Source organism: Intrasporangium mesophilum, assembly GCF_054783095.1.
The window spans coordinates 29,267-53,630 of sequence record NZ_BAAGRF010000014.1; the positions used below are offsets into that span (position 1 = coordinate 29,267).

16 protein-coding genes are annotated in these 24,364 nt (G+C 70.3%); 4 read left to right on the plus strand and 12 right to left on the minus strand.

From position 1 onward, the window contains the following. Positions 1-54: 54 nt before the first annotated feature. The 7 genes from ACYVLP_RS13235 to ACYVLP_RS13265 form a co-directional block, all read right to left on the minus strand. Positions 55-4,545, minus strand: a complete 4,491-nt coding sequence (locus ACYVLP_RS13235) for a PKD domain-containing protein (protein ID WP_460627814.1) — start codon at positions 4,543-4,545, stop codon at positions 55-57. Positions 4,546-4,566: 21 nt separating this feature from the next. Continuing rightward, positions 4,567-6,036, minus strand: a complete 1,470-nt coding sequence (locus tag ACYVLP_RS13240; RefSeq protein ID WP_460627815.1) for an RtcB family protein — start codon at positions 6,034-6,036, stop codon at positions 4,567-4,569. 52 nt (positions 6,037-6,088) lie between these two features. Then, positions 6,089-7,597 (minus strand): polysaccharide biosynthesis protein, encoded by a 1,509-nt coding sequence (locus tag ACYVLP_RS13245; protein WP_460627816.1) that lies wholly within the window; start codon positions 7,595-7,597, stop codon positions 6,089-6,091. Next, entirely contained in the window at positions 7,594-8,790 is a 1,197-nt protein-coding gene (locus ACYVLP_RS13250; RefSeq protein WP_460627817.1) for a DegT/DnrJ/EryC1/StrS family aminotransferase, read from the minus strand. The genes ACYVLP_RS13245 and ACYVLP_RS13250 overlap by 4 nt, the downstream gene beginning before the upstream one ends. Beyond that, positions 8,783-9,430, minus strand: coding sequence for a response regulator transcription factor (locus tag ACYVLP_RS13255; protein ID WP_460627818.1), 648 nt, complete (start codon positions 9,428-9,430; stop codon positions 8,783-8,785). Before ACYVLP_RS13255 ends, ACYVLP_RS13250 begins: the two co-directional genes overlap by 8 nt. Before the next feature lie 63 nt (positions 9,431-9,493). After that, positions 9,494-10,159, minus strand: coding sequence for a response regulator (locus ACYVLP_RS13260; protein WP_460627819.1), 666 nt, complete (start codon positions 10,157-10,159; stop codon positions 9,494-9,496). A gap of 11 nt (positions 10,160-10,170) precedes the next feature. Further along, on the minus strand, positions 10,171-10,809 hold the full coding sequence (locus ACYVLP_RS13265; protein ID WP_460627820.1) for a sensor histidine kinase: 639 nt from the start codon (positions 10,807-10,809) through the stop codon (positions 10,171-10,173). 457 nt (positions 10,810-11,266) lie between these two features. Between ACYVLP_RS13265 and ACYVLP_RS13270 the strand changes: the two genes are divergently transcribed. Further along, complete coding sequence (locus ACYVLP_RS13270; RefSeq protein ID WP_460627821.1) at positions 11,267-13,501, plus strand: NADP-dependent isocitrate dehydrogenase; 2,235 nt, start codon at positions 11,267-11,269, stop codon at positions 13,499-13,501. Positions 13,502-14,830: 1,329 nt separating this feature from the next. Here ACYVLP_RS13270 and ACYVLP_RS13275 read toward each other — a convergent pair. The 5 genes from ACYVLP_RS13275 to topA all read right to left on the minus strand — a co-directional run bounded on the left by ACYVLP_RS13275 (position 14,831) and on the right by topA (position 20,730). After that, positions 14,831-16,045, minus strand: a complete 1,215-nt coding sequence (locus ACYVLP_RS13275; RefSeq protein ID WP_460627822.1) for an acyl-CoA dehydrogenase family protein — start codon at positions 16,043-16,045, stop codon at positions 14,831-14,833. Positions 16,046-16,049: 4 nt separating this feature from the next. Then, the gene (locus tag ACYVLP_RS13280) at positions 16,050-16,517 is read right to left on the minus strand and encodes an SCP2 sterol-binding domain-containing protein (RefSeq protein ID WP_460627823.1); all 468 of its coding nucleotides are present in this window, start codon (positions 16,515-16,517) and stop codon (positions 16,050-16,052) included. 46 nt (positions 16,518-16,563) lie between these two features. Then, positions 16,564-17,367 (minus strand): PIG-L deacetylase family protein, encoded by an 804-nt coding sequence (locus ACYVLP_RS13285; RefSeq protein WP_460627824.1) that lies wholly within the window; start codon positions 17,365-17,367, stop codon positions 16,564-16,566. Between the two features lie 39 nt (positions 17,368-17,406). After that, entirely contained in the window at positions 17,407-17,841 is a 435-nt protein-coding gene (locus ACYVLP_RS13290; RefSeq protein WP_460627825.1) for a GNAT family N-acetyltransferase, read from the minus strand. A gap of 150 nt (positions 17,842-17,991) precedes the next feature. Continuing rightward, on the minus strand, positions 17,992-20,730 hold the full coding sequence (gene topA, locus ACYVLP_RS13295; protein WP_460627826.1) for a type I DNA topoisomerase: 2,739 nt from the start codon (positions 20,728-20,730) through the stop codon (positions 17,992-17,994). Positions 20,731-21,092: 362 nt separating this feature from the next. Here topA and ACYVLP_RS13300 point away from each other — a divergent pair, with 362 nt between their 5' ends. The 3 genes from ACYVLP_RS13300 to ACYVLP_RS13310 all read left to right on the plus strand — a co-directional run bounded on the left by ACYVLP_RS13300 (position 21,093) and on the right by ACYVLP_RS13310 (position 24,363). Next, the gene (locus ACYVLP_RS13300; protein ID WP_460627827.1) at positions 21,093-21,875 is read left to right on the plus strand and encodes a dioxygenase family protein; all 783 of its coding nucleotides are present in this window, start codon (positions 21,093-21,095) and stop codon (positions 21,873-21,875) included. 409 nt (positions 21,876-22,284) lie between these two features. Next, entirely contained in the window at positions 22,285-23,565 is a 1,281-nt protein-coding gene (locus tag ACYVLP_RS13305) for a toxic anion resistance protein (protein ID WP_460627828.1), read from the plus strand. Positions 23,566-23,703: 138 nt separating this feature from the next. Next, positions 23,704-24,363 (plus strand): hypothetical protein, encoded by a 660-nt coding sequence (locus tag ACYVLP_RS13310; RefSeq protein WP_460627829.1) that lies wholly within the window; start codon positions 23,704-23,706, stop codon positions 24,361-24,363. Position 24,364 lies beyond the last annotated feature (1 nt).

The window sequence follows — 24,364 nt, forward strand, 5'->3', positions numbered from 1 at the left end:
CGATCCACAGCGCCGCTCCGACCGAGATCCGTTGCGACGCTGCAGGTTCGGCGCTCAGAGACGCAGCTTCGTTGTGGTCGATGCTGACAGTCCGCCCGCGTCGGTGACGGTCAGACGAACGGTGTACGAGCCAGGAGCTGTGTACGAGCACGTGGCCTTGGACACCGCAGTCGGGCCTACGACGCTCCCGTTCCCGCATTCGTACTTGTAGGTGAGCGGGCCGTGCTCGGGATCGCTCGAGGTCGAGGCGTCGACCGTCGCGACGCTCGGTGCGCGCTGCGACGAGAGCGAGACGGTGAGCCTCGCCGCCGGCGGCTGGTTCGCGGCGATGACGAGCTTGATCGTGGAGCTGGACGCCTGGTTGCCGGCGTCGTCAGTCACCGTCACCTTGGCGTTGAAGGTTCCGCCCGTCGGATAGCTGCACGTGGCGGTGGCGGAGGTCTGGGGTCCGACCTTGGTGCCGTTGCCGCAGGTGAAGGTGAAGGAGAGCGGGCGGCCCTCGGGGTCGGTCGAGGCCGACGCGTCGAAGCCGGCTGTCGTCGGCGCGAGGGCACCCGGGGGCGTCGAGGTCGCCAGCTTGGCGGTCGGCGGCTGGTTCACCAGGGTTGTCACCTTCGCCGAGGCCGTCGACACGAGCCCAAGGGCGTTGGTCACGGTCACGGAGCCCGTGAACGTGCCGGTCGCCGTGTACTTGCAGGTCGCGGACGAGGAGGTTTGCGGACCCACCTTCGGCGATCCGTTGCCGCAGTCGAAGACGAACGAGAGCGCGCTGCCTTGTGGGTCCTTCGTCGAGGAGGCGTCGAGAGTCACGGGCAACGGCACGGCCCCCGAGGCAGGCGTTGCGGTCAGCGCGGCCGCCGGTGGCGCGGTCGCGACGACGGTGACGTTTGCCGTCGAGGCGAGTCCGACGGCATCGACGACCCGGACCGACGCGGGGAAGGACCCGGCGGCGGTGTAGGTACAGGTCGCCGTCCCGGTCGCCTGGGGACCGACGGACGTCCCGTTTCCACACGAGAACGTGTAGGAGGTGATCGGGTTGTCGCCGGCCGTGGAACCTGCGCCCGAGAGCGTGACGGTCAGCGGGACCCGTCCGCCGGTGGGCGTCGCCGCGAGCGAGGCGGCCGGCCCGGCCGCGGCCTGGGCCGTGCCGTGGTACTCGAGAGCGCCGCGGTCGCCGTAGGGGGGCGCCCCGGCACCGGTGTTCGGAACGGCGACAACGTCGACGGGCGACACGCCGTCGTGGTCGGCGGCGACCGCCCCGGTGACGCCCAGGTCGGCGCTGTCGACGGCGGGCGACATCGGTGTCAGGGCGAGGTTCCGTCCGGCCTGGTCGACGAAGCCCGGCGCGGCCCCGATGTCGTTGACGCCCAGACCGCTTGCGGTCTGGAAGCCGGCGACCGTCGCGTACGGGGCGGAGAACCACTCGTAGAGCGGTCCACCGTTGCTCATGTACACGAGGTTCCGGTCGACGGTGGATCCCGGGCTCGACGCCTCGTCGAGCCGGATGTCCGCGATGGTCCGCGTGCTGCCGATGGCGTTGTCGACACTGATGTTGTCGGCGACGACCGAACCCGAGCAGCCGCCCTCGAGGTTGATCCCGGCCGTCGCGTTGCCGACGGACGTGTTCCCGACGACGCGCTCGGCCAGGGAGCCGAAGCAGTCGAGGCCGTGGTCACCGTTGTCGTACACGATGTTCCGGCGGACGGTCGCGTTGTCAGAGCCGGTGTAGATCTCGATGCCAGAGTCCTGGTTGGCGTATGACGTGTTCCGCTCGACCACTGCACCGGTTGAGCTGGCACTCACGTCGATGCCGGCGGCGAGGCGTTGCCCGGGCTTGACGTTGTCGTGGGTGATGTTGCCGGACACCGTTGCTCCCGTGCTGGACTGCACGCTGATCCCGTGGAACCCATTGGCGTATGCGGTGTTCGATGACACGACCGCGTCCGGGCTCGTCGCGATGCGGATCCCGATCGACCCGTTGCCCGTGCTTGTCGAGCCCGACACGTGGGTACGGCTCGAGCGGTCCGAGGAGATCCCGTAGCTCGACGCCTGCTGGGCCACGACCGACGTGACGGTGACGTCGGACGAGTCCTGGATGCTGATCCCGACGCCGTTCTGGCCCACCGTGGTGAACCCGTCGACGACGACGGTGTCCGCGTTCCAGAGCTTGAAGCCATAGGTCCGGGTCGAGGCCTCGACGACGCCCGGCCCGGCCGGGTCAGCGCCCCCGACGTCGACATAGAGCATGGCGGACGCGGCGTCGTAGAAGAACGACCCGGTCGTGGTGCTGGTTGCGCTCGAGGCGGTCGCGAGCCGGGCGCCGTTGCGCAGGACCTGGGTCACGGCCGACGACGCCGTCACAGGCGTGCGCCACGCGGTGGTCGCGGTCGGCGTCCAGAGGGATGCGTTGGACAGGTCGGTCGTCCCGATGACCCGCACGGTCCCGTTCGCGCGGAACGTGAGCGGAGCGGTCGGCATCCCGGTGTTGGCCGGGGTGACCTGCTCGCGGTAGTCGCCTGCCTCCACGACGACCGTGTCGCCGGCCAGGGCGAGCGACGCGGCCCGGCCGATCGTGCAGAACGGAGTGCTCGTGCCGTCGGCGGAGTCCGAGCACGACGGCGCGCTGCGGTCGACGTGGTAGGTGACGAGCACTCGGTCGGTGAGCGCGACGGAGTGTTGCGCCGTGCCGGTCAGACCACCTGCGTCGGTGACGGTCAGCGTCACGACATAGGTGCCGCTCACGAGGTAGGCGTGCTGCGCGACGGCGGACGTCTGGGGGCCGACGACGGTGCCGTCGCCGAAGTCGAAGGTGTAGGACGTGATGCCGTCGACGTCGACGTCGCTGGACCCGCGTCCATCGGCCGTGACGCTCACGGCCGGGGGGATCTGGCCGGTGGCCGTCGACAGGACCAGCGCGACGTGCGGGGCGTTCGTGGCCGAGTCACTCGGCTGCGGGACGCGTTCCAGGGCACCTCGGTCGGCGTATGCCGGTGTGCCGTGTCCGCGATCGACGACCGTGGGGTCGTCGGTCGGCGCGGTGCCCGCCGAGTCGGTCGCCTCGAAGCCGCTCACCCCGGCGTCAGCGGAGTCGATGGCCGCCGACTGCGCCGCCAGCCGGAAGTCGTGGGCGCTCGCGTCGACGAACTGGGGGTCGCTGCCGAGTCCGGACGGCTCCTGACCAGTTGCTGCTGCGAAGGTGTCCATGGTCTGGTAGCGCTTGAGGCCGATGCGGATCGAGGGGCCCCAGACGCTGTTCCAGACGACGTCGCTGTCGGCCGAGAAGCCGGTCATCGACGCCTGTTCGACGTAGAGGTCGGAACCGCCGGTGGTGATGCCGTTGTCGACCGAGATGTTGTCGCGCAACGAGGCGCCCGTGCTCTGTCCCTCGACGGAGAACCCGTCGTCGTGGTTGCCGTACGACGTGTTCGACACGTAGGTGACGTTCGTGGACGCGAGCGTGTCGAAGCCGTGGTTCCCGTTGCCGTAGCTGATGTTGCGCGCGACGAGTGCGCGAGCCGACCCGTTGTAGATCTGGATCCCGCTGTCCTGGTTGCCGTGAACGACGTTGTCCTTGACCGCGTTGTCGGTCGAGGTTGCGTTGACGTCGATTCCCGCCGCAGTGGCGGTGCCGGAAACGACGACGTTCTGTGCGGACTCGTTGCCCTGGACGAGGTTGCCGGACGAGCCCTGGAGCGAGATCCCGTGGTTTCCCGCGCCGGTGACCGAGCTCGCCGAGATGGTGGAGCCGGTCGTCGCGCTCAGCTTGATGCCCACGGAGGCTGACGAGACGACCCTCGCCGCCGTGACAGTGACGCTCGAGCTCGTGGCCTCCACGAGGATGCCGTAGCCGGCGCTCGTGCTGCTCGTGTCGCCACTGAGCGTGACGGCCGTGCTGCCACTCACGTGCAGACCCGCGATGTTCTGGCCGACCGTGTCGAAGCCCTCGATGCTGATGTTGCTGCGGCCCACGACGTTGAAGCCGTACGTCTGGGCGCCGGCCAGGACCGCCCTCCCGTTCGGCGACGGGCCGCCGAGGTTGAGGTAGAGCACCTTCGCGGTGGTGTCGTAGTAGAAGGACCCCGACGGCAGGGCCGCAGCGCTGGTCCCCGTCGCCAGTCGCGACCCGTCGACGAGGACCTGCTTCGGTGAGCTGGGTGGCGCATAGGGAGTGCTCCAGATGCCCCCCGGCTGGCTCGACCACGTGGCGGCGGACAGGTCGCGGGTGCCGACCACGACCACACCTGGCGCCGACGCGAGGAAGCGGATCGGCGTTCCGCTGACCCCGGAGGCCGCGACCGTGACCTGCTCGGGGTAGGTTCCGGGGTTGACGGTCACTGTGTCGCCTGGAGTCACCGCCTTGGTCGCCGCAGCACTGATCGTGCAGAACGGCGTGACGGACGTGCCGGGTCCCGAGTTGCTGCAGGTGGGCGACGTGTTGTCGACCCACCACGACGTGGCGGCGGAGGCGGGTGCGGCGACGATGAGCTGCCCCGTGAGGGCGAGCGCGAAGGCCGCAAGGGCTCCGGTCAGGACTCGCTGGTGCATCGTCAGGTCCTCTCGATGGGGTCAGTGCAGGACGGCGAAAGGTCGCATCCGGGCGACGGGACGCACGATCCGGTGCCGGGTCAGGACCGACATGGCCGCGTTGACGCCGTTGTCGTCGAGGTGCGCGACGTGGGTCGGCGCGGCATCGGTGTAGCGGAAGCGCAGCGTCCGACGTCCCGACGGATCCAGCAGCGAACGGCCGTCTCGCTCGAACTCCTCGATGACCGTCCCGGCACCATGGCACGCGGAATGGAGGCTGTCGGAGCTGCGGTCGCCGGCGACGGCGAGGTAGGAGGAGGTCCGATGGGTGCCAGGCAGCAGGACCGCCTGCCCGGTCGTCCCGAAGACGGTCCCTTCCGGCATACGGCTGGCCGGGAAGGCGCGGCAGGAGTTGTGACGATGCACGACCGCCGGTCGACCCTCGACCCGCTCTTCGTAGATCGAGTTGTGTGGCGAGTCGACGACGAGGCTGCCCGGCTCGCCCCCGAAGACCCGGACTGCGATCGCTCGCAAGGCGGCATACGTCGCCAGTCGGAAGGCGTAGCCGTAGTTCATCGCGGCCGCGTTGGCGAGCATGAGGCGCTGGCCTTCGTCGGACGCCAGCTCGACGGGCGTGCACCCCTTGCCGAAGTAGAGGCGCATCCGCTCGCGCAGCTGCGCGGCGGACCGCGCGGTAGCCAGGTGCAGCAGCGGTTTCTGGACCGCCATGGCGGCGCGCATGACCCGGGCGGTGTCTCTACGCCGCTGGAAGAGATGACCGATCTCGCCAGTAAGCACCCCTCCACCCGCGTGGTACTGGAGCGTGACCTGGCCGAGCCTGAGGCCGAGGAGCTCGGCAGCGTCCGGGTCGAGGATCTCCTCGACGTGCTGCAGCTCGACGAAGTGGTTCGTCGGGCCGACGGTGCCGAACCGGAGCCGCGCCAGCTGCCAGGTCAGGGCCGGCATCTCCCGACGCAGACGGCCTGCTCCGCCCCACGGCTCGAGGTCGACCCGGCCCGCCTCCTCGATCCGCTCGAGCTCCGTTGGGTCGACCCCCCACCGATCCGCGGCGAACGCGGCCCCATCGACGGCTGCGGCGACGACCTCTGGCGCCGTCAGCTCACGGGCACCCCGCGTGGGGTACGGATAGCGGGTCTTGACCGCCCGGTAGAACTCCTCGACAGCACGGTCGTCCGGACGGTCGGTGCCAAGGGCGATGAGCGCCATGCCGCAGTTGACCGACGAGCTGGTGAGCGTCGGGCGGATCGTGCCTCGCGTGGCAACCGCGATGCTCGACGGCATCTCCATGGTCCGTTTGTGGTGGAAGTCCGGCAGCACGACGGGTGGGGCCGCGAGGTCGAGCCCGGTGACCCCGAGCTCGAGCGAGTGCAGCACCGACTCGTCGGCCCGCAGGCCGGGGCCGTCGAGCACCGTGGCGCCCACTGCCGTGGGTGCCGAGGCGCCTGGCCCCTGGTTGCCGGCTCCGCTCGCCGCGATGACGGTGAGATCCACAGTTCGGTCCTCGTTTCCTCTCCGGGTGTCGGCCGTGATGCGGGTGACCGCCTCAGAAGTCGTCTGGATACGGCGCCGCGCTGGCGACGCCGTCGGTGTTCTGGGCGCGTGCGTAGTTGCCCAGGATGGCGGCCATCATCGACGTGACCTCGTCGACGGCGTTGCGCGACGACGCCTCGAAGAGCTGCTCGAGGCGGGCGACGAACGCGGAGTCGTATGCCGCCGACGACGTGCTGAAGATGCGTGGGTGGACCGTGGGCTCGCGGGCCTCGTGGTCGGCGAAGAGAGTCTCGTGGAGCTTCTCCCCGGGCCGCAGCCCGGTGTAGCGGATGTCGATGTCCCTGACTCCGAGCTGGCGGGCGTAGTTCTCGACGAGGTCCACGATCCGCACGGGTTTGCCCATGTCGAGGACGAACGTCTCGCCTCCCTGTGCGAGGTGGGCTGCCTCGAGGACGAGGCCGACGGCCTCCTCGATCGTCATGAAGAAGCGCGTGACCTCGGGGTCGGTCACCGTGAACGGCTCGTCGTTGCGCAGCTGCTCCGCGAGGACCGGCAGCAGGGAGCCGCGGCTGCCCAGCACGTTGCCGAAGCGGACGGCCGCGACCACCGTGACGTCTCGGGTGGCAGCGGCATGCTTCGTCACGAGCTCGGCGAGCTGCTTGGTGGCTCCGAGGACCGACGTCGGGTCCGCGGCCTTGTCCGTGGAGATGAGGATGAAGCGACCGACCCCATGGGCGACCGCGGCCATGACGACGTTGAGCGTGCCGAGCACATTGGACTTGACGCCCTCGCATGGATGCCGCTCGAGCATCGGTAGGTGCTTCAGCGCCGCCGCGTGGAAGATCAGGTCGGGCCGTAGGTCCGCGATCACCTGGTTCATGCGGTGCGCATCGCGGATGTCGGCGACGACCAGGTCGTCCGAGTCGAGCAGCCCTTCGCCCGTGAGCTCGAGCTGGAGCCGGTGGAGGTTCGACTCGTCGTGGTCGAGCATGACCAGGCGCTCCGGTCCGAAGCCCTGCACCTGTCGGCACAGCTCGCTCCCGATCGAACCGCCCGCCCCGGTGACCAGCACGCGTGCACCCCGGATGGTCGCCTCGACCTCGGGGGACACGACGTGCATCTCGGGCCGGCCGATCAGGGCTCCCACCTCGAGCGAGCGCAGGTCGGTCCCCACGACGTCGCGTTGCAGCATCGACACGAACGACGGCAGGTGGCGGACGCTGGCGCCGACCCGGGAAGCGGTGGTCGCCAGGATGCGGACTTGTGCGGCCGGAAGCCCCGGGATGGCAAGCAGCACGACGTCGACGCGCTGCACGGTCACGACGGCGAGCAGGTCGGACAGCGTCCCCAGCACCGGCAGCCGCCGCACCACACGCTTGTTCGTGTCGTCGTCCAGGAAGCCGATGGGCGCGAGGCCGAAGTCCGGGACCTTCTCGAGGTCCCGCGCAAGCGCACGGCCGGCCTCCCCCGCACCGACGATCAGGGTTCGCAGCCCCTTCTGCAGAGTCGGCATGAAGCCGAGCTCGGCCGGGGTCCATCCATACTGCAGTGCGGTGCTCACAGTGCTCCTCCCAAGCCACCCAGCGCGGCGCACACAGCGTCCACCTCTGCGTCCTTGACGACCGGATCCATCGGCAGCGAGAGCGTGGACCCGAAGACCGAGTCGGCACCGGGGAGCCCACCTGCCGGCACGATGCAGCTCCGGCGGAACCAGGTCAGCCGGTGGACCGGGATGAAGTGCACGGACGTCCCGATCCCGACCGCACGCAAGAGGTCGATGAGCTCGTCGCGCGTCACCGCGTACTCCGGCAGGACGCGCACGGCATACAGGTGCCATGCATGGGTGCCGTCCGTCGGGCGCGGCGGACGCCGGATCCCACCGATGGCGGCCAGCCCGCTGTCGTACCTGTCCGCGACCGCCGCCCGACGGGCCTGGTACTCGTCGAAGTGCCGCAGCTGGGCGCGACCGATCGCCGCCTGGACGTCGGTCATGTTCGCCTTGATGCCGTCGACCGCAACGTCGTACCGCCACCCACCGCCGGGCAGGTAACGGCGCCACGCGTCTGCCGACATCCCGTGCAGCCGGGTCTCGCGGATGCGTGCGGCCAGGAGCGCGTCGTTCGTGGTCACCATGCCCCCCTCGCCGATGGGCAGGTTCTTGGTGGCGTAGAAGCTGAAGCACGTCGCGTGCGAGAGGGTGCCCACGGCCGCAGAGCCGACCCGGGCGCCGAGGGCGTGGGCCGCGTCCTCGATGACGTGGTCCAGGTCGACCCCGGCCGCTGCCGCGAGCGCCTCGACGTCGGTCGGCAGGCCGCCGAGGTGCACGACGACCAGGGCGTCCACGCCGCCGCACTCGGCGACCGCCGCCGCGACGGTTTCCGCGCTCGGCATCGCGGTCAGCTCGTCCACGTCGGCGAGCACCGGAACGTGCCCGGCGTGGGCGATTGCGGATGCCGCGCCGCAGAACGTCGTCGTCGAGGTGAGCACCATCGAGCCTCGGGGCAGGTCGAGCGCCCGGAGGGCGAGCTCGATCGCGGCCGTGCACGAGCTGACCGCGACGGCGTGCTGGACCCCGAGGTATGCCGCGAACTCCTGCTCGAACTCGACGACCTCCTTGCCCGAGGTCACCCAGCCCGACTCGAGCACGTCGAGCACCGCCTGACGGGCTTCCGCGCAGATGCGGGTGCGGGTGAACGGCACCGCGACGGGCGTGACCTCTGTCGTCTCGACGCCGCGCACCGCGAGGTCACTCATCCTGCTCACCACCGCTCCTGGCCAGAACGACCGCGGCAGGGGCCGAGTGGACGTGCATCTTCCGGAGGATCCGGCGCACATAGGTCCGAACGGTGTTGTCGGAGAGCTCCAGCGCGACGCCGATGTCGTGACGGCTCATGCCCGCGGCGAGGCAGGAGAGCACGTCCGACTCGCGCTGGGTCAGCGCCGGGGTGGCCAGCGTGGCGAGGGGCGGCCTGCGGGCGAGACTTGCCGCGAACAACGCGTGTAGCGGCTCGGCGGGCAGATGGGTCACCCCGTCGCCGACGTCGAGCATGGCGGCGACCAGCTCGTTGACGCCGTCGCTGCGCGAGACCCATCCACGCGCACCCAGCTCGAGTGCGTCTCCCAGCCGCTCCTCGTCGCCGGGGCCGGCGATGACCACGATGCCGAGCTCCGGCGTGTCGTCCTTGAGTGCGCCGAGGTGCTCGACGCAGTTGTCGCCTCCGAGCCCGACGGCGATGACGTCGCACTCTCGGGTGAGGTGCCGCTCGAGCGCGTCGCGGACGGTGCGTGCCGCGCCGACGAGATCGATCCCGTCCTCCTCCGCGAGCACGAGGGCAACCGCGTCGAGGAAACCTTGGCGTGCGTCCACGACGACGACGCGGGTTGCGGGCTGCATGCCGTCGAGCCTGCCGTGGTACGCCTCAGGCCGGACCCGACGCACGAGGGACCGTGCGGTACGTCAAACGGATGACGCCCCGGGGCGCACGTGCCGCGGCCAGTTGACCTGCGACGAGTGCGCCGAGATGAGCGCGGCAGCCTGGAGGCGTGAATGGACGCCGAGCTTGGTGAGCACGTTCTGGACATGGGTGCGTGCGGTGCTGCGCCGGACCTTGAGCTCGATCGCGATCTCCTCGGTGCTCAGCCCGTCGCTGACGCACTTGAGGACCTGCCACTCCCGGTCGGTGAGGAACGACAGCATCCACGTCGGGTTCTCACTCGGGTCACTGGAGCGCAGGGCGCTCTGGAGCGCACTCGGCTCGATGGCCAGGTGACCGCTGACGGCGAGGTCGATCGCCTCTATCAGCTGCGCCAGCCCCCGGTCCTTGCGCACGTACCCCGACGCTCCGAGCGCGATGGCACGGCGCACCAGGTCGTTCGAGTAGTCGGCCGAGAAGATGACGACCTTGGTGCCGGCCGACGCCTCGCGAATGCGCGGGATGGCGTCGAGGCCGGACCCCTCGGGGTAGTTGGCGTCGAGGAGGCATGCCTCCGGACGGACCACCCGGACCGCCTCGATGGCGTCCTCCGGCTGGTGGACCTTGGTCACCTCGTAGCCAAGATCCGCCAACGCCGTCCCCAGGGCGTCGACGATCAGCTCGTGGTCGTCGCAGATGAGGAGCTTCATCCCAGCGCCACTCAGGAGGCCGCGAGGAGGTCTTTACCGGTCGGCACCGAGATGTCCGCACGTGCGCCACCGTCAGGCCCGGCGCCCAGGCAGAAGGTGCCCTTGCAGGAAGCCACCATCGCGCGAGTCGTGATGAGGCCCAAGGACGTTCGCCGCGTCACGCGCCCCAGCCCCGGCCCGTCGTCGGCGACCGTCAGGTGCACCGCGTCGTCGCGGTCGAACACCGTGATGGTGACGTGGCCGCACGGACCGGCGGCGCGTACGGCATTGTCCACGATGCACCCGAGAGCCCGGGCCAGAGCGACGGGACGAGCCAGAGCCCATACGTCGGTCCCGGACTCGACCGCGATCGAGGTCGTCACCCCGGTGCGTGCCTTGGCAGCGACGAACTCGGCCACCTCACGTGCTTCGACGAGCTTCACGTCGTCGGCGGTGGCGCCGTCAAGGCTGGACTCGACCAGCTCGGCCAGCCACGACGCCTGTTCGCTGATCCGGCTCAGCTTCTCCTCGACGTCACCGCTCGATGACGCCGACAGCAGCAGGATCGCCGCGAGCGGCTCCCTCAAGTCGTGCAGCAGCGCACGAATGGTGTCCGGTTCCTGAGCCCCCGACCCCATAGCTTTCCCCTCACCGCGGCCATCGTCGAACATGTGTCGCCTCCTCTACCCAAGGAGCCCCGATCAGCGCGCTCGGACGAACGCACCCCACGTTCATCAGGCGTTTGCACCACGGTCATCGTCGCGCGCCCCGCGCGACTCCAAGCCGTGATAGCGAGGCCAGGCTACGTCGCTCCGGATACGGCGCAGGCGTAATCCGCAAGACACTCAGCATTTTCCAAGTTATCTCGACGGAGCCCGTTCAGGTTGAGCGACGAAGGCGGACCGCAGCATGGCTGCGCACCAGGTCGCCTGCTCCCCGGCTCCTGGCCCGAGGGACGCCACTGGGGCACGATGGTGCCTGTTGGGCGGGGGGCGACGCGGCGACTCCGATCCGATATCTTGATATCAAGATTTATCTCAGGGCCGCCGCCGCACGGTCCCGACCCGATGTGTACCTGGGTCCGGCCTCGGCACGTGGCGCGGCCCGCAACCGAACGGAGCACTGGCGTTGGACTCGAAGATCATCTACACGCACACCGACGAGGCGCCCGCCCTGGCCACGGCGTCGCTGCTGCCCATCGTCTCGGCGTTCGCCAGGCAGGCCGGCGTCGACGTGGAGACGCGCGACATCTCGCTCGCCGGGCGCATCCTCGCTGCCTTCCCCGACGCGCTCACGGCTGAGCAGCAGGCATCGGGAGTGGGCCACGACGCGCTCGCCGAGCTCGGCCAGCTGGCCAAGTCGCCCGAGGCCAACATCATCAAGCTGCCCAACATCTCGGCATCGATCCCACAGCTCAAGGCCGCGATCGTCGAGCTCCAGGCAGCCGGTTTCGCGCTGCCCGACTATCCCGACAACCCCGCCACGGACGACGAGAAGGCGGCCCGGGCGGCATACGACCGGGTCAAGGGGTCCGCGGTGAACCCCGTTCTGCGCGAAGGCAACTCGGATCGCCGAGCACCCGCGTCGGTGAAGAGCTATGCGCGCAGGCACCCGCACTCCATGGGTGCGTGGAGCGCGGAGTCCAAGACCAACGTCGCCACGATGGGCCAGGACGACTTCCGCCACAACGAGAAGTCCGTCGTCATCGCCGCCGACGACACACTGCGCGTCGAGCACGTCGCCGCCGACGGCACGACGACCGTGCTCAAGGAGTCGATCCCGGTGCTCGCCGGCGAGGTCGTCGACGCCACCTTCATGAACGTCGCGAAGCTGCGGGACTTCCTGTCCGCACAGGTCGCGCGCGCCAAGGCCGACGACGTCCTGTTCTCGGTTCACCTCAAGGCCACGATGATGAAGGTCTCTGACCCGATCATCTTCGGGCACGCGGTGCGCGCCTTCTTCCCTGAGGTGTTCACGACGTATGCCGCCGAGCTGGCGTCCGTCGGCGCCTCCCCCAACGACGGGCTCGGTGCCGTGCTCAAGGCCGCGGAGGGCCTGCCCGCCGACCAGCACGCGGCCGTCGACGCCGCCGTCAAGCGGGCCTTCGCCGACGGCCCGGCCATCGCGATGGTCGACAGCAATCGCGGGATCACCAACCTGCACGTCCCGAGCGACGTGATCGTCGACGCGTCGATGCCCGCGATGATCCGCACCTCCGGCCACATGTGGAACGCCGAGGGCAACGAGGAGGACACGCTCGCGGTGCTCCCCGACAGCTCGTACGCCGGCATCTACCAGGTCGTCCTCGACGACTGCCGCGCCAACGGCGCCTTCGACCCGGCGACGATGGGATCGGTGCCGAACGTCGGGCTCATGGCGCAGGCCGCCGAGGAGTACGGCAGCCACGACAAGACGTTCGAGATCGCAGCCGACGGCGTGGTGCGCGTCGTCGACGGTTCGGGTGCCGCGCTGCTGGAGCACGAGGTGTCGCAGGGCGACATCTGGCGCGCATGCCAGACCAAGGACATCCCGATCCGTGACTGGGTCAAGCTGGCGGTGACCCGCGCCCGCGCGACCGGCTCGCCGGCCGTGTTCTGGCTCGACGCCGACCGGGCCCACGACGCGAACCTCATCGCCAAGGTCACCGAGTACCTCGCGGACCACGACACCGACGGCTTGACGATCGAGATCATGAAGCCGACCGACGCGATCGCCTTCTCTCTCGGCCGGATCCGCAAGGGCGAGGACACCATCTCGGTGACCGGCAACGTCCTGCGCGACTACTTGACCGACCTGTTCCCGATCCTCGAGCTGGGCACGTCGGCCAAGATGCTCTCGGTCGTGCCGCTCATCAACGGCGGCGGCCTCTTCGAGACCGGCGCCGGCGGCTCCGCGCCGAAGCACGTGCAGCAGCTGGTCCACGAGAACTACCTGCGCTGGGACAGCCTCGGCGAGTTCCTGGCCCTGGCCGTGAGCTTCGAGCACTACGCCGGCGTCACCGGCAACAAGCGCTCCCAGGTGCTCGCCGACACGCTCGACCGTGCGACCGGCCGGCTGCTCGACGAGAACAAGTCGCCTGCCCGCCGGGTCGGCCAGATCGACAACCGCGGCAGCCACTTCTACCTCGCGCTCTACTGGGCACAGGAGCTGGCGGGCCAGTCCGACGACCCCGAGCTCGCGACCGCGTTCACTGACGTGGCCACGGCGCTGCGCGACAACGAGGCGACCATCGCGGGCGAGCTGGTCGGCGCGCAGGGTCACTCCGTCGACCTGGGCGGCTACTACCGCCCCGACCCCGCGAAGGTTGCCGACGTCATGCGCCCGAGCCAGACGTTCAACGACATCGTCGCCACCCTCGCCTGACCCCGCGGATCCCTCCCGTCAAGACGGAGCCCGACCGGCATACACCGCCCGTCCCGCCCGCCCGCCGGGCGGCCGGGGGGCCATCAAGCCCGGTCGAGTGGGCGCCCGGCCCCGCCTGTCACACGACGGGCGGGGCCGCCGCGCGTGACGCGTGGGACGGAGCGCCCACTCGACCAAAACTGGGGCCGGGTGGGCCGGCTACTGGATGCGGTGGCCGCTGATCGCCCGCGCGCCGGGCCGCCACCAAGCCCGGGTCGAGTGGGCGCCCGGCCCCACCTGTCACACGACGGGCGGGGCCGCCGCGCGTGACGCGTGGGACGGAGCGCCCACTCGACCAAAACTGGGCCCGGGTGGGCCGGCTACTGGATGCGGTGGCCGCTGATTGAATCGCGCGCCGGGCCGCCACCAAGCCCCGGTCGAGTGGGCGCCCGGCCCCACCTGTCACACGACAGGTGGGGCCGCCGCGCTGTCACGCATGGGACGGAGCGCCCACTCGACCAACACGGAGCCCGGGTGCGCCGGCTACTGGATGCGGTGGCCGCTGATCGCCCGCGCGCCGGGCCGCCACCAAGCCCGGGTCGAGTGGGCGCCCGGCCCCGCCTGTCACACGACGGGCGGGGCCGCCGCGCGTGACGCGTGGGACGGAGCGCCCACTCGACCAACACGGAGCCCGGGTGGGCCGGCTACTGGATGCGGTGGCCGCTGATCGCCCGCGCGCCGGGCCGCCACCAAGCCCGGGTCGAGTGGGCGCCCGGCCCCGCCTGTCACACGACGGGCGGGGCCGCCGCGCGTGACGGCGTGGGACGGAGCGGCCACTCGACCAACACGGAGCCCGGGTGGGCCGGCTACTGGATGCGGTGGCCGCTGATCGCCCGCGCGCCGGGCCGCCACCAAGCCCGGGTCGAGTGGGCGCCCGGCCCCGCCTGTCACACGACGGGCGGGGCCGCCGCGCGTGACGCGTGGGACGGAGCGCCCACTCGACCAACACGGAGCCCGGGTGGGCCGGCTACTGGATGCGGTGGCCGCTGATCGCCCGCGCGCCGGGCCGCCACCAAGCCCGGGTCGAGTGGGCGCCCGGCCCCGCCTGTCACACGACGGGCGGGGCCGCCGCGCGTGACGCGTGGGACGGAGCGCCCACTCGACCAAAACTGGGGCCGGGTGGGCCGGCTACTGGATGCGGTGGCCGCTGATCGCCCGCGCGCCGGGCCGCCACCAAGCCCGGGTCGAGTGGGCGCCCGGCCCCACCTGTCACACGACGGGCGGGGCCGCCGCGGCGTAACGCGTGGGACGGAGCGGCCACTCGACCAAAACTAGGGCCGGGTGGGCCGGCTACTGGATGCGGTGGCCGCTGATCGCGCGCGCGATCACGAGACGCTGGATCTCGGAGGTCCCCTCGAAGATCGTGTAGACCTTCGCGTCCCGAGACCACCGCTCGACCGGGTGGTCGGCGACGTACCCGGCGCCACCGAGGATCTGCAGCGCCCGGTCAGTGACCGCCACGGCCACCTCCCCCGCCTTGAGCTTGCTCATCGACCCCTCGGCCGCGAGGAAGGGCTGGTTGGTGCGCCCCATCCATGCGGCGCGCCAGACGAGCAGCCGCGCGGCGTCGATCTCGGTGCGCATGTCGGCCAGCGAGAAGGCGATGGCCTGGTTCTCGATGATTGGCCGTCCGAAGGCGACGCGATCCTTCGCATAGTCCAGGGCGTACTCGTATGCCGCTCGCGCGATCCCGAGGGCCTGAGCACCGACCGAGGGCCGGGTGAGCTCGAAGGTGCGCATCGCGGCCTGCGTGCTGGAGGTCTGCCCCGCGCGCGCCCGGGCGAGGCGTTCGTCGAGCCGTTCCTTGTCGCCGAGCAGGCAGGAGCCCGGCACTCGGACGTGGTCGAGGAAGACGTCAGCAGTGTGTGACGCGCGCAGCCCGTGCTTGCGCAGCTTCTTGCCTGCAACGAGCCCCGGCGTGTCGGGCGGCACCACGAAGGCAGCCTGCCCGCGGGAGCCGAGGTCGGGGTCGACCACGGCCGTGACGACATGGACGCCCGCGATCCCGCCGTTGGTGATGAACGCCTTCTGCCCGGTGAGCACCCACTCGTCGCGCGCCTCGTCATAGCGCGCCCGAGTGCGCATCGCAGCGACGTCGGACCCGGCCTGGGGCTCGGTCGTGGCGAAGGCCGCCACCTTGGGATCGTCGGCATCCCCGAAGCACTGGGGCACCCACTCGACGAGCTGGTCCGGCGTGCCCGACCCGTAGATCGCGGCGACGGCCAGGGTGGTGCCGAAGATCGACATGCCGATGCCGGCGTCGCCCCAGAAGAGCTCCTCGTTGGCAAGGTTGATCGACAGGCCGGTGGGATCGGCCCACAGCTGGGCCAGGAACTCGAAGCCGTAGAGGCCGGCCTTCGCGGCCTCCTGGATGATCGGCCAGGGGGTCTCCTCGCGAGCGTCCCACTCGGCGGCCGCTGGGCGCACGACGTCGGCAGCGAAGCCGTGCACCCAGTCGCGCAGCTCGACCTGGTCGTCGTCGAGCGCGAGCGAGAACTCGACCACCTCGTCAGGCCTTGGGCAGGTCGAAGTAGTTGCCGATGTTGGCGGCGAGCCCGAGGTCGCCCTTTGCCTTGATCTTGCCGGTCATGAACATCATGACCGGGTTGCCGCTGTTGGTGATGACCTTGGTGAAGTCGACCGGGCCCATCGCCAGGCTGAGCGTCGCCTCTCCCACGTGGCCGGGCGCCACGGTGCACTGCCCGTCACCGAAGGCCACCGTCCACTCGTCGGCGGCGCCGTCGGGGCGGCCGGTGATGCTCCAGTGCGTCGTCGCCCGGGTCGACCCGGCGCGGTCGGGCCGGAACAGCTCGGGCATCCGGCCGAAGATCGCCGCGATGATCGCCGCGCGGTTGCCGCTGTCCATGACTACCTTGACATCCTTGTCGGACATGGCCTTCACGGTCTGGATGAACTCGGCCGGCTCGACGGATGCCAGCTGCTCGGGCGTGGCGGTGGTGAAGTCGATGTCGGACATCGCGGACCCCTTCCCAGGGCGAGGACTCTTGGTTACCGCCAGTAACCTACCGGACCGCTCCGGCGTCGAGGAACCACCCCACGACCATCCCCTCGGGCCGCGCCGGCTCGATGAAGTGCTCCCAGCCGAAGGCCTGCGTGAACATCTCAGCGGGCATGGCGAGCATGCCCTGGGCGTCGGACTGGCTGGCGTGCGCCTGAAGGGCCTCCCGCTTGACGTCGATGAAGTCGCTGACGTCGCACGCCCAGTGCAGCTCGCTCTCGAGGCTCCCCAGCGGGTTGCCGTCGTCCATCGGGGCGCGCGGGTCCCACTCGCTGACGTCGGCGCCGGCGGCAACCGCTGCGTCGTGCGCCCGGATGATCGCGTCGCGGTTCATCGTCACCTCGAGGTAGCGCGGGGTCCCGGCCAGCTCGGCCGCCCGCCGCGCCACGGCATGGACCTTGACGTGGTCGGGATGGCCGTAGCCGCCGTGCCAGTCGTAGCCCACGACGATGTCGGCGGCCTCACCGCGCAGCACCTCCGCGAGCCGCGCGGCCGCCGCCTCGGTGTCGACCTGCATGAAGCTCGCCTCGTGGTCGTTCTGTGCCCAGCCGGTCATGCCGGAGTCCGCATACCCCAGGAACTCGACGCGATGCGTGCCGATGGCGGCGTTGGAGGCCATCGCCTCGGCCCGACGCCGGTCGACCACGGTCTCCCCCGCGGCGAGGTCGTCCGGCGAGTCCCCGTGGTCGCCGTTGGTCGCGACGACGAGCACCACCCGGTGGCCCTCCTTGACGGCGCGCGCCATGGAGCCGGCCGTCTGCGAGGCCTCGTCGTCGGGGTGGGCATGGACGAAGACAAGTGTTGCCATGTGCCCACCTTCTCATCCGCCTCGGACAGCCCGCCCGACTCACACCGGCAGCGTGTACACGATGAAGCCGTGGTGCTCCGCCACCGCGTCGTAGAGCCTTCTGGCCGTCGCATTGTCGCGGTGCGTCTGCCAGTAGACGCTGCCGCACTCATGGGCGCGCGCCCAGTCGCGCACCGCCTCGATGAGAGCCTGACCTACCCCGTGCCGGCGCGCCTCGGGCGCCGTGAACAGGTCCTCCAGATAGCAGAGGTCCGGCTCGCTCGTGCTGGGGTGCACGAGGAAGTGGGTGATCCCCACAAGGGTGCCGTCCAGCCACGCCCCGAGCGCGTGCATCCTTGTGTCAGAACGGAACTCACGCCAAGCGCGGTCGTATGCCGTCTGGTCGAGCTCGCGCTCGTAGAAGGCGATGTACGCGCGGAAGAGCTCCTCCCACCGGTCGTGGTCGTCCTCGCCCAGCGGGCCGATCGTCAGCATGACGTGACGGTACCGGGACGGGACGGGCCCGGGGAGGGCCACTTCCCGGCATACCGACTGGGCCACGCGGGACGAAACCACCCCGCGCGGGTTCGATGTGTTTCCCGCGTCACACAGCGCACGGGAACACATCGACCGGAGCGACCGGAGTCACGCCTTCTTGGCGGTCCGCTTCGTCGTGCGCTTTGCAGTCTTCTTGACGGCCCGCTTGCGGGTCGTCGGGCCCTTGGCGCGCTTCTCGGCGAGCAGCTCGAACCCGCGCTCGGGCGTGATCTCGGCGGGGTCGTCGTCCTTGCGGAGCGTCGCGTTCGTGTCGCCGTCGGTGACATACGGCCCGAACCGGCCGTCCTTGACCACGACCGGCTTGCCGCTCACCGGGTCCGTGCCGAGCTCCTTGAGCGGGGCCGCGGCAGCAGCCCGGCCGCGCTGCTTGGGCTGCGCATAGATCGCGAGCGCCTCCTCGAGCGTGATGTCGAAGAGCTGCTGCTCGGTGACCAGCGAGCGAGAGTCGGTGCCGCGCTTGAGGTACGGGCCGTAGCGGCCGTTCTGTGCGGTGATCTCGACGCCCTCGGCGTCCGTGCCGACGACCCGCGGCAGGCTGAGCAGCTTGAGTGCCGTGTCGAGGTCGATCGATGCGAGCTCCATGTCCTTGAACAGGGACGCGGTGCGCGGCTTGGCCTTGGCGGCCTTCCGCGTGCCCGAGCCGTTCTGGGTCGGCTGCTCCTCGATGACCTCGGTGATGTAGGGACCGTAGCGGCCTGCCTTGGCGACGATGTCACGGCCGGAGGCGGGGTCCTGCCCGAGGACGCGTCCATCGTCGGCGGCGACGTCGAGCAGCTCTCGGGCGCGTTCGGGTGTCATCTCGTCGGGCGCGACGTCGTCGGTGATCGTCGCCCGGCGCGGGGTGGCGGAAACCGTTGCGTCGTCAGGGATCTCGCCGGTCTCGAGGTTCACCCCGGTCGGAGCGACCTCCTCCACGTAGGGCCCGTAGCGGCCCACGCGGACGACCATGCCGTCGCCGAGCGGGATCGTCGAGATCTCCTTGGCGTCGATCTCGCCGAGGTCGTCGACGAGGTGCTTCAGGCCCTCGCCCGACGTCGCCTCGTCGCCGAAGTAGAACCGCTTCAGCCACTCGACGCGCCCCTCGTCGCCGTTGGCGATGCGGTCGAGGTCCTCCTCCATCGAGGCGGTGAACTCGTAGTCGACGAGCTCGGTGAAGTGCTCCTCCAGCAGGCGGGTCACGGCGAACGCGAGCCAGGTGGGCACCAGCGCCTGGCCCTTGGTGAAGACGTAACCGCGGTCCTGGATGGTGCCGATGGTGGCGGCATACGTCGACGGACGCCCGATGCCGCGCTCCTCCATCGCCTTGACGAGAGTGGCCTCGGTGTAGCGCGCTGGTGGCGTCGTCTCGTGGCCGTCGGCCTCGGCGCGCAGGATCTCCAGCGAGACCCCAGCGGAGAGCTTCGGCAGGCGTCGCTCCTCCTCGGCGGCCTCCGCGCGCGCGGTGGCCTCGTCGTCCCGGCCCTCCTCGTATGCCGCGAGGAACCCCTTGAACGTGATGACGGTGCCGCTCGCGCTGAACTCGACCTGCTGCGCCCCTTCGACGGCGGTGTCGACGACGAGCTTGACGGTCGCGGTCGACCCACGGGCGTCGGCCATCTGGGAGGCGACCGTCCGCTTCCAGATCAGCTCGTAGAGGGCGAACTCCTCGCCGCGCAGCTCACCGGCGACCTGGGCCGGGGAACGGAACCGGTCGCCGGCCGGGCGGATCGCCTCGTGCGCCTCCTGGGCGTTCTTGACCTTCTTCTCGTAGCGGCGCGGGCTGTCGGGAACGTACTCCGCGCCGTACATGTCCCGCGCCTGGCTGCGCGCCGCGGTCAGGGCGGCGTCCGACAGCGTGGTGCTGTCGGTACGCATGTAGGTGATGTAGCCGTTCTCGTAGAGCCGCTGGGCCACCCGCATCGCGTTCTTGGACGACATGCGCAGCTTGCGCGACGCCTCCTGCTGGAGCGTCGAGGTGGTGAACGGCGCCGACGGGCGTCGGGTGTAGGGCTTTTCCTGGACGTCGGTGACCCGGGCACCCTGGTGCAGGCACGCCTCCGCGATCCGCGTGGCGAGCGCCTCCTCGAGGTGGACGACCCCCTTCCCGGTGAGGACGCCGCCGTCGGAGAAGTCACGTCCGGTGGCGACCCGGGCACCGTCGACCGACGAGAGCCGGGCGGTGAACTGCTGCGCGGCCGCGCCGGGCGTGAAGTCGCCCACGACGTCCCAGTAGGACGCCTTGACGAAGGCCATCCGCTCGCGCTCGCGCTCGACGACCATGCGCGTCGCGACCGACTGGACGCGTCCGGCCGACAGGCCTTGGCGGACCTTGCGCCACAGGACCGGGCTCACCTCGTAGCCGTAGAGACGGTCGAGGATGCGGCGGGTCTCCTGGGCGTCGACGAGGCGGGTGTCGAGCTCGCGGGTGTCGTTGACGGCCCGCTGGATCGCCTCACGCGTGATCTCGTGGAAGACCATCCGCTTGACCGGCACGCGGGGCTGGAGCGCCTCGAGCAGGTGCCAGGCGATGGCCTCGCCCTCGCGGTCCTCATCGGTGGCGAGGTAGAGCTCGCTGGAGTCCTTGAGCAGGCGCCTGAGCTCGGCGACCTTCTTCTTCTTGTCGGTGTCGACGACGTAGTACGGCTCGAAGCCGTGGTCGACGTCGACGGCGAACTTGCCGAACGGGCCCTTCTTCATGTCGGCGGGCAGCTCGGACGGGTTGGGCAGGTCTCGGATGTGCCCGACCGAGGCCTCCACCTCGAAGTCCCCACCGAGGTATCCGGCGATCGTCTTCGCCTTCGCGGGCGACTCGACGATGACGAGCTTGCGGCCCTTTCCTGCGGCCATGAACACACCTTCAACTTCCCGGTCTCACGTGCAGCGGATTCGTCGCTGCTCCGACGTGGACGCGCCCTGACCGTAACAGGCTCCGTCAAGAACGCATTCCAGGATCCCGTTTTCGGCGGGTTCCGGCAGCAGATCTGGTATGCCGGTCGGGCTAGGTCGCAGCAGCCGCGCCGCCACGCAGTCCGCCTCTCGTCGCGCGTCATGTCGCCCGACTCGTCGTGATGGCAGCACCGACGGCGACACGAGCGGCGACCTGACGCACGATGCGACCCCGGCACCAGACCCTGGACACTCCGGATTCGGTCAGCGAGACGAGCTCGATACGTGATAATTTAGTATTCAATCACTTTGGAAGGACGCTCATGACCGCCGCTCCAGTCATCTACCTCAGCCACGGCGCGCCGCCTCTCGCCGACGACGAGCGCTGGACGGCCGAGCTCGCCGACTGGTCGTCCGACCTGCAGAAGCCGGAGAACGTACTCATGGTCTCGGCCCACTGGGAGGACGCGCCGACGACCCTCGGCACGACCACCGGCGCTCCCCTGACCTACGACTTCTGGGGCTTCCCGCAGAAGTACTACGAGGTCACCTACGACGCCCCCGCCGCGCCGGCGCTCGCCGACGAGGTGACCAAGCTGCTCACCTGGCCGGGCCACGAGGTCCATCGCGACGAGGCCCGCGGGCTCGACCACGGCGCCTACGTGCCGCTCAAGGAGATGTTCCCCGAGGCCGACATCCCGGTGCTGCAGATGTCGATGCCGACGCTCGACCCGCGCGGCCTGTTCGAGATCGGCCGGCGCCTCGCCCCTCTGCGCGACCAGGGCACGATGATCGTCGGCTCCGGCTTCACGACGCACAACCTGCGGTGGTTCAACCCGTACGGCGGTGCCGACGGCACCCCACCCCAGGCCAGCCAGGAGTTCGACCAGTGGGCCCGCGAGGCCATGGCGGCGCAGGACGTTGACAGCCTGCTGGACTTCCTCGCCAAGGCTCCTGCCGCCCACGAGGCGCACCCGCGGACCGAGCACTTCGCGCCGCTGTTCGTCACCTTGGGAGCGGCATACGAGTCCGGTGGCCTCGACAACAAGAGCGTCATCGAAGGCTTCTGGTTCGGCCTGTCGAAGCGGTCCTGGCAGTTCGGCTGAGCCCGCAGACAGTGATGGCCAGGGTTGTGGAGCCTTCTGGTCGCAGGGACGACGACAACCCTCCACAGCCGGCGGGGCAGGGCGAGCGGAGCGAGCCCAGAGGGCAAACAGGAACTAACGAGTAACCTCCGCCGTTCGACCGATGTGGGTGCCCCACTCACGCGGCCGCGGCACGGAACCTCCCCTGACTCCGAGCCGCGGCCGCCCCGCCGGCCGGCCCCTCTGGGGGGCACGGCCGGCGTGGACGGGGAACCGCGGGAATCGCCGTCCCGTCGCAAGGGCGCGGCACGTAAAGTGGCCGTACGCCCGACGAGACGCGCAGGCGACCTGTCGTATGCCGTCTCGCGGGCGTGGGACTTCGGTCACGTCGCCGACGTGGCCGGCCGAGAGGGGAAGGGACCCGTTCGAGATGACTGACCAGCCCGCAGCCCAGTCCGCCGCGCAGGCAGCACCGCCGCCCGCCGCAGCCCAGGTCGCGCCTCTCGAGCCGCCGACCGGCGAGGGGTTCATCCTCACGGCGCCGGCCGCCACCGGCCCGGTGGCCGCCACGAGCGCCCCGAAGATGGCCCCTGCCGTTCCCGAAGCCGCCCTTCCGGGGCTGGACTCGAAGGTCGACACCTACCTCGACTCGCTCATGCGGGCCGCCACGAAGTCGCCCGAGTGGGAGACCAAGGCCGCGGACGTGCGCTCCATGGGCAACGACGAGGTGCGCTTCGCGGCCGAGAGCTCCAACCGGATGCTCCAGATGCCGGTCAAGGCCCTCAACGAGGGGAGCCTCACCGCCAACTCCAAGGTCGGCTCGACGCTGCTCGACCTGCGCCGCACGGTCGAGGACCTCGACCCGGGGCAGGCCCAGGGGGCCAAAAAGTTCCTCGGCATGATCCCCTTCGGCGAGAAGGTCACCGACTACTTCCGCAAGTACCAGTCGGCGCAGTCGCACCTCAACGGCATCCTCCACTCGCTGCAGTCGGGCCAGGACGAGCTGCAGAAGGACAACGTCGCGCTCAACCTGGAGAAGAAGAACCTCTGGGAGTCGATGGGCCGGCTCAACCAGTACGTATACGTGGCGGAGCGCCTCGACGCCAAGCTCGCCGCCCAGGTGGCCACGCTCGACACCACCGACCCGGAACGGGCCAAGGCCATGCGCGAGGACGTGCTGTTCTACGTGCGCCAGAAGCACCAGGACCTGTTGACCCAGCTCGCGGTGTCGATCCAGAACTACCTGGCGATCGACATCATCATCAAGAACAACATCGAGCTCATCAAGGGTGTCGACCGGGCCACGACGACGACGGTGTCGGCGCTGCGCACGGCCGTCATCGTCGCGCAGGCCCTGAACAACCAGCAGCTCGTGCTCGACCAGATCACCGCCCTCAACACGACGACGTCGGGGATCATCGAACGGACCTCGGAGGCCCTCAAGCAGAACTCCGCGCGCATCCAGGAGCAGTCCGCGAGCTCGACGCTGTCGATGGAGTCTCTGCAGAAGGCGTTCGCGAACATCTACGAGACGATGGACACGATCGACCAGTTCAAGGTGCGCGCCCTCGACAACATGGCCGCGACGATCGGCACGCTCGAGACCGAGGTCGCCAAGTCGCGCACCTACCTCGACCGGGTCGCCGCCCAGGACCAGCGGCGTGCGGAGAACGCCGCGCCGGGGGTGCTCGACCTCGGCACGGGCCGGTAGCGCACGCCCGGTCGCCGCGGCCTCGGCTCCGGCGGCCGGGCCGCGTGGGCCCGCAGCTCGCGAGCAGCACATGAGCAGGCCGCACGGACGCGGCACCGGCGCCAGCGCCGGAGATGAGAACCGCAAAGGGGACATGACGTGGGAATCCGGTCGTGGTTCGGGTTGGACAAGCCCGAGGCACCAGAGCCGCCGCGCCCTGGGCCGCCCACGACCGAGCAGCTGCTCGAGGCTCTCGACTCCGTCGAGCAGCAGGCGCGCGACGGGCAGGTCCCCGGAGTGGTGCTCTCGCGCCTGCTCCGCGTGAGCCGCATCGTCCGGCAGACCCTCCCGCGCCTGGCCAACCTCGGCATCGGCAGCTCCCAGGGCTACAGCGTCATGGCCACCGCGGCCGACTACCTACCGGTCGCGATCGGCAACTACCTGCGCCTGCCCCGCGACTGGGCGGACACCCGCCCGATCTCCGACGGGAAGAGCTCGGTGATGCTCCTCGTCGACCAGCTCGACCTGCTCGGCGCGACCATGGACAAGGTCTACGACGCCGTATGCCGTGCCGACGCGGAAGCGATCATCGTGCACGGGGCGTTCCTGGAGCAGAAGTTCGGCCACCCCTCCACCGGTGGGTCGCTCGGGCTCGACGCCCCGGACCCCGAGCCGTCCGCCGCACCCCGACCGCCCTCCCCGACCGAGCTCACCCAGCCCGTCCAACCCACCCAGCCCAGCCAGCACGTCCAGCCCAGCCAGCCCGTCCAGAACCCGGTGTCGTCGTCGACGCCCCGGCCTCTCGCCCCGCCGGAGTGAT

Bases quoted from the DNA above. Each gene is read 5' to 3' on its own strand.
- ACYVLP_RS13290 (WP_460627825.1), bottom strand. From the start codon at position 17,841: ATGCTGACGATCGGCCCGCTGGGCGAGGACGACCACGACCGGTGGGAG.
- ACYVLP_RS13300 (WP_460627827.1), top strand. From the start codon at position 21,093: ATGACCGCCGCTCCAGTCATCTACCTCAGCCACGGCGCGCCGCCTCTC.
- ACYVLP_RS13305 (WP_460627828.1), top strand. From the start codon at position 22,285: ATGACTGACCAGCCCGCAGCCCAGTCCGCCGCGCAGGCAGCACCGCCG.
- ACYVLP_RS13285 (WP_460627824.1), bottom strand. From the start codon at position 17,367: ATGGCAACACTTGTCTTCGTCCATGCCCACCCCGACGACGAGGCCTCG.
- ACYVLP_RS13280 (WP_460627823.1), bottom strand. From the start codon at position 16,517: ATGTCCGACATCGACTTCACCACCGCCACGCCCGAGCAGCTGGCATCC.
- ACYVLP_RS13250 (WP_460627817.1), bottom strand. From the start codon at position 8,790: ATGAGTGACCTCGCGGTGCGCGGCGTCGAGACGACAGAGGTCACGCCC.
- ACYVLP_RS13255 (WP_460627818.1), bottom strand. From the start codon at position 9,430: ATGCAGCCCGCAACCCGCGTCGTCGTCGTGGACGCACGCCAAGGTTTC.
- ACYVLP_RS13265 (WP_460627820.1), bottom strand. From the start codon at position 10,809: ATGTTCGACGATGGCCGCGGTGAGGGGAAAGCTATGGGGTCGGGGGCT.
- ACYVLP_RS13235 (WP_460627814.1), bottom strand. From the start codon at position 4,545: ATGCACCAGCGAGTCCTGACCGGAGCCCTTGCGGCCTTCGCGCTCGCC.
- ACYVLP_RS13260 (WP_460627819.1), bottom strand. From the start codon at position 10,159: ATGAAGCTCCTCATCTGCGACGACCACGAGCTGATCGTCGACGCCCTG.
- topA (WP_460627826.1), bottom strand. From the start codon at position 20,730: ATGGCCGCAGGAAAGGGCCGCAAGCTCGTCATCGTCGAGTCGCCCGCG.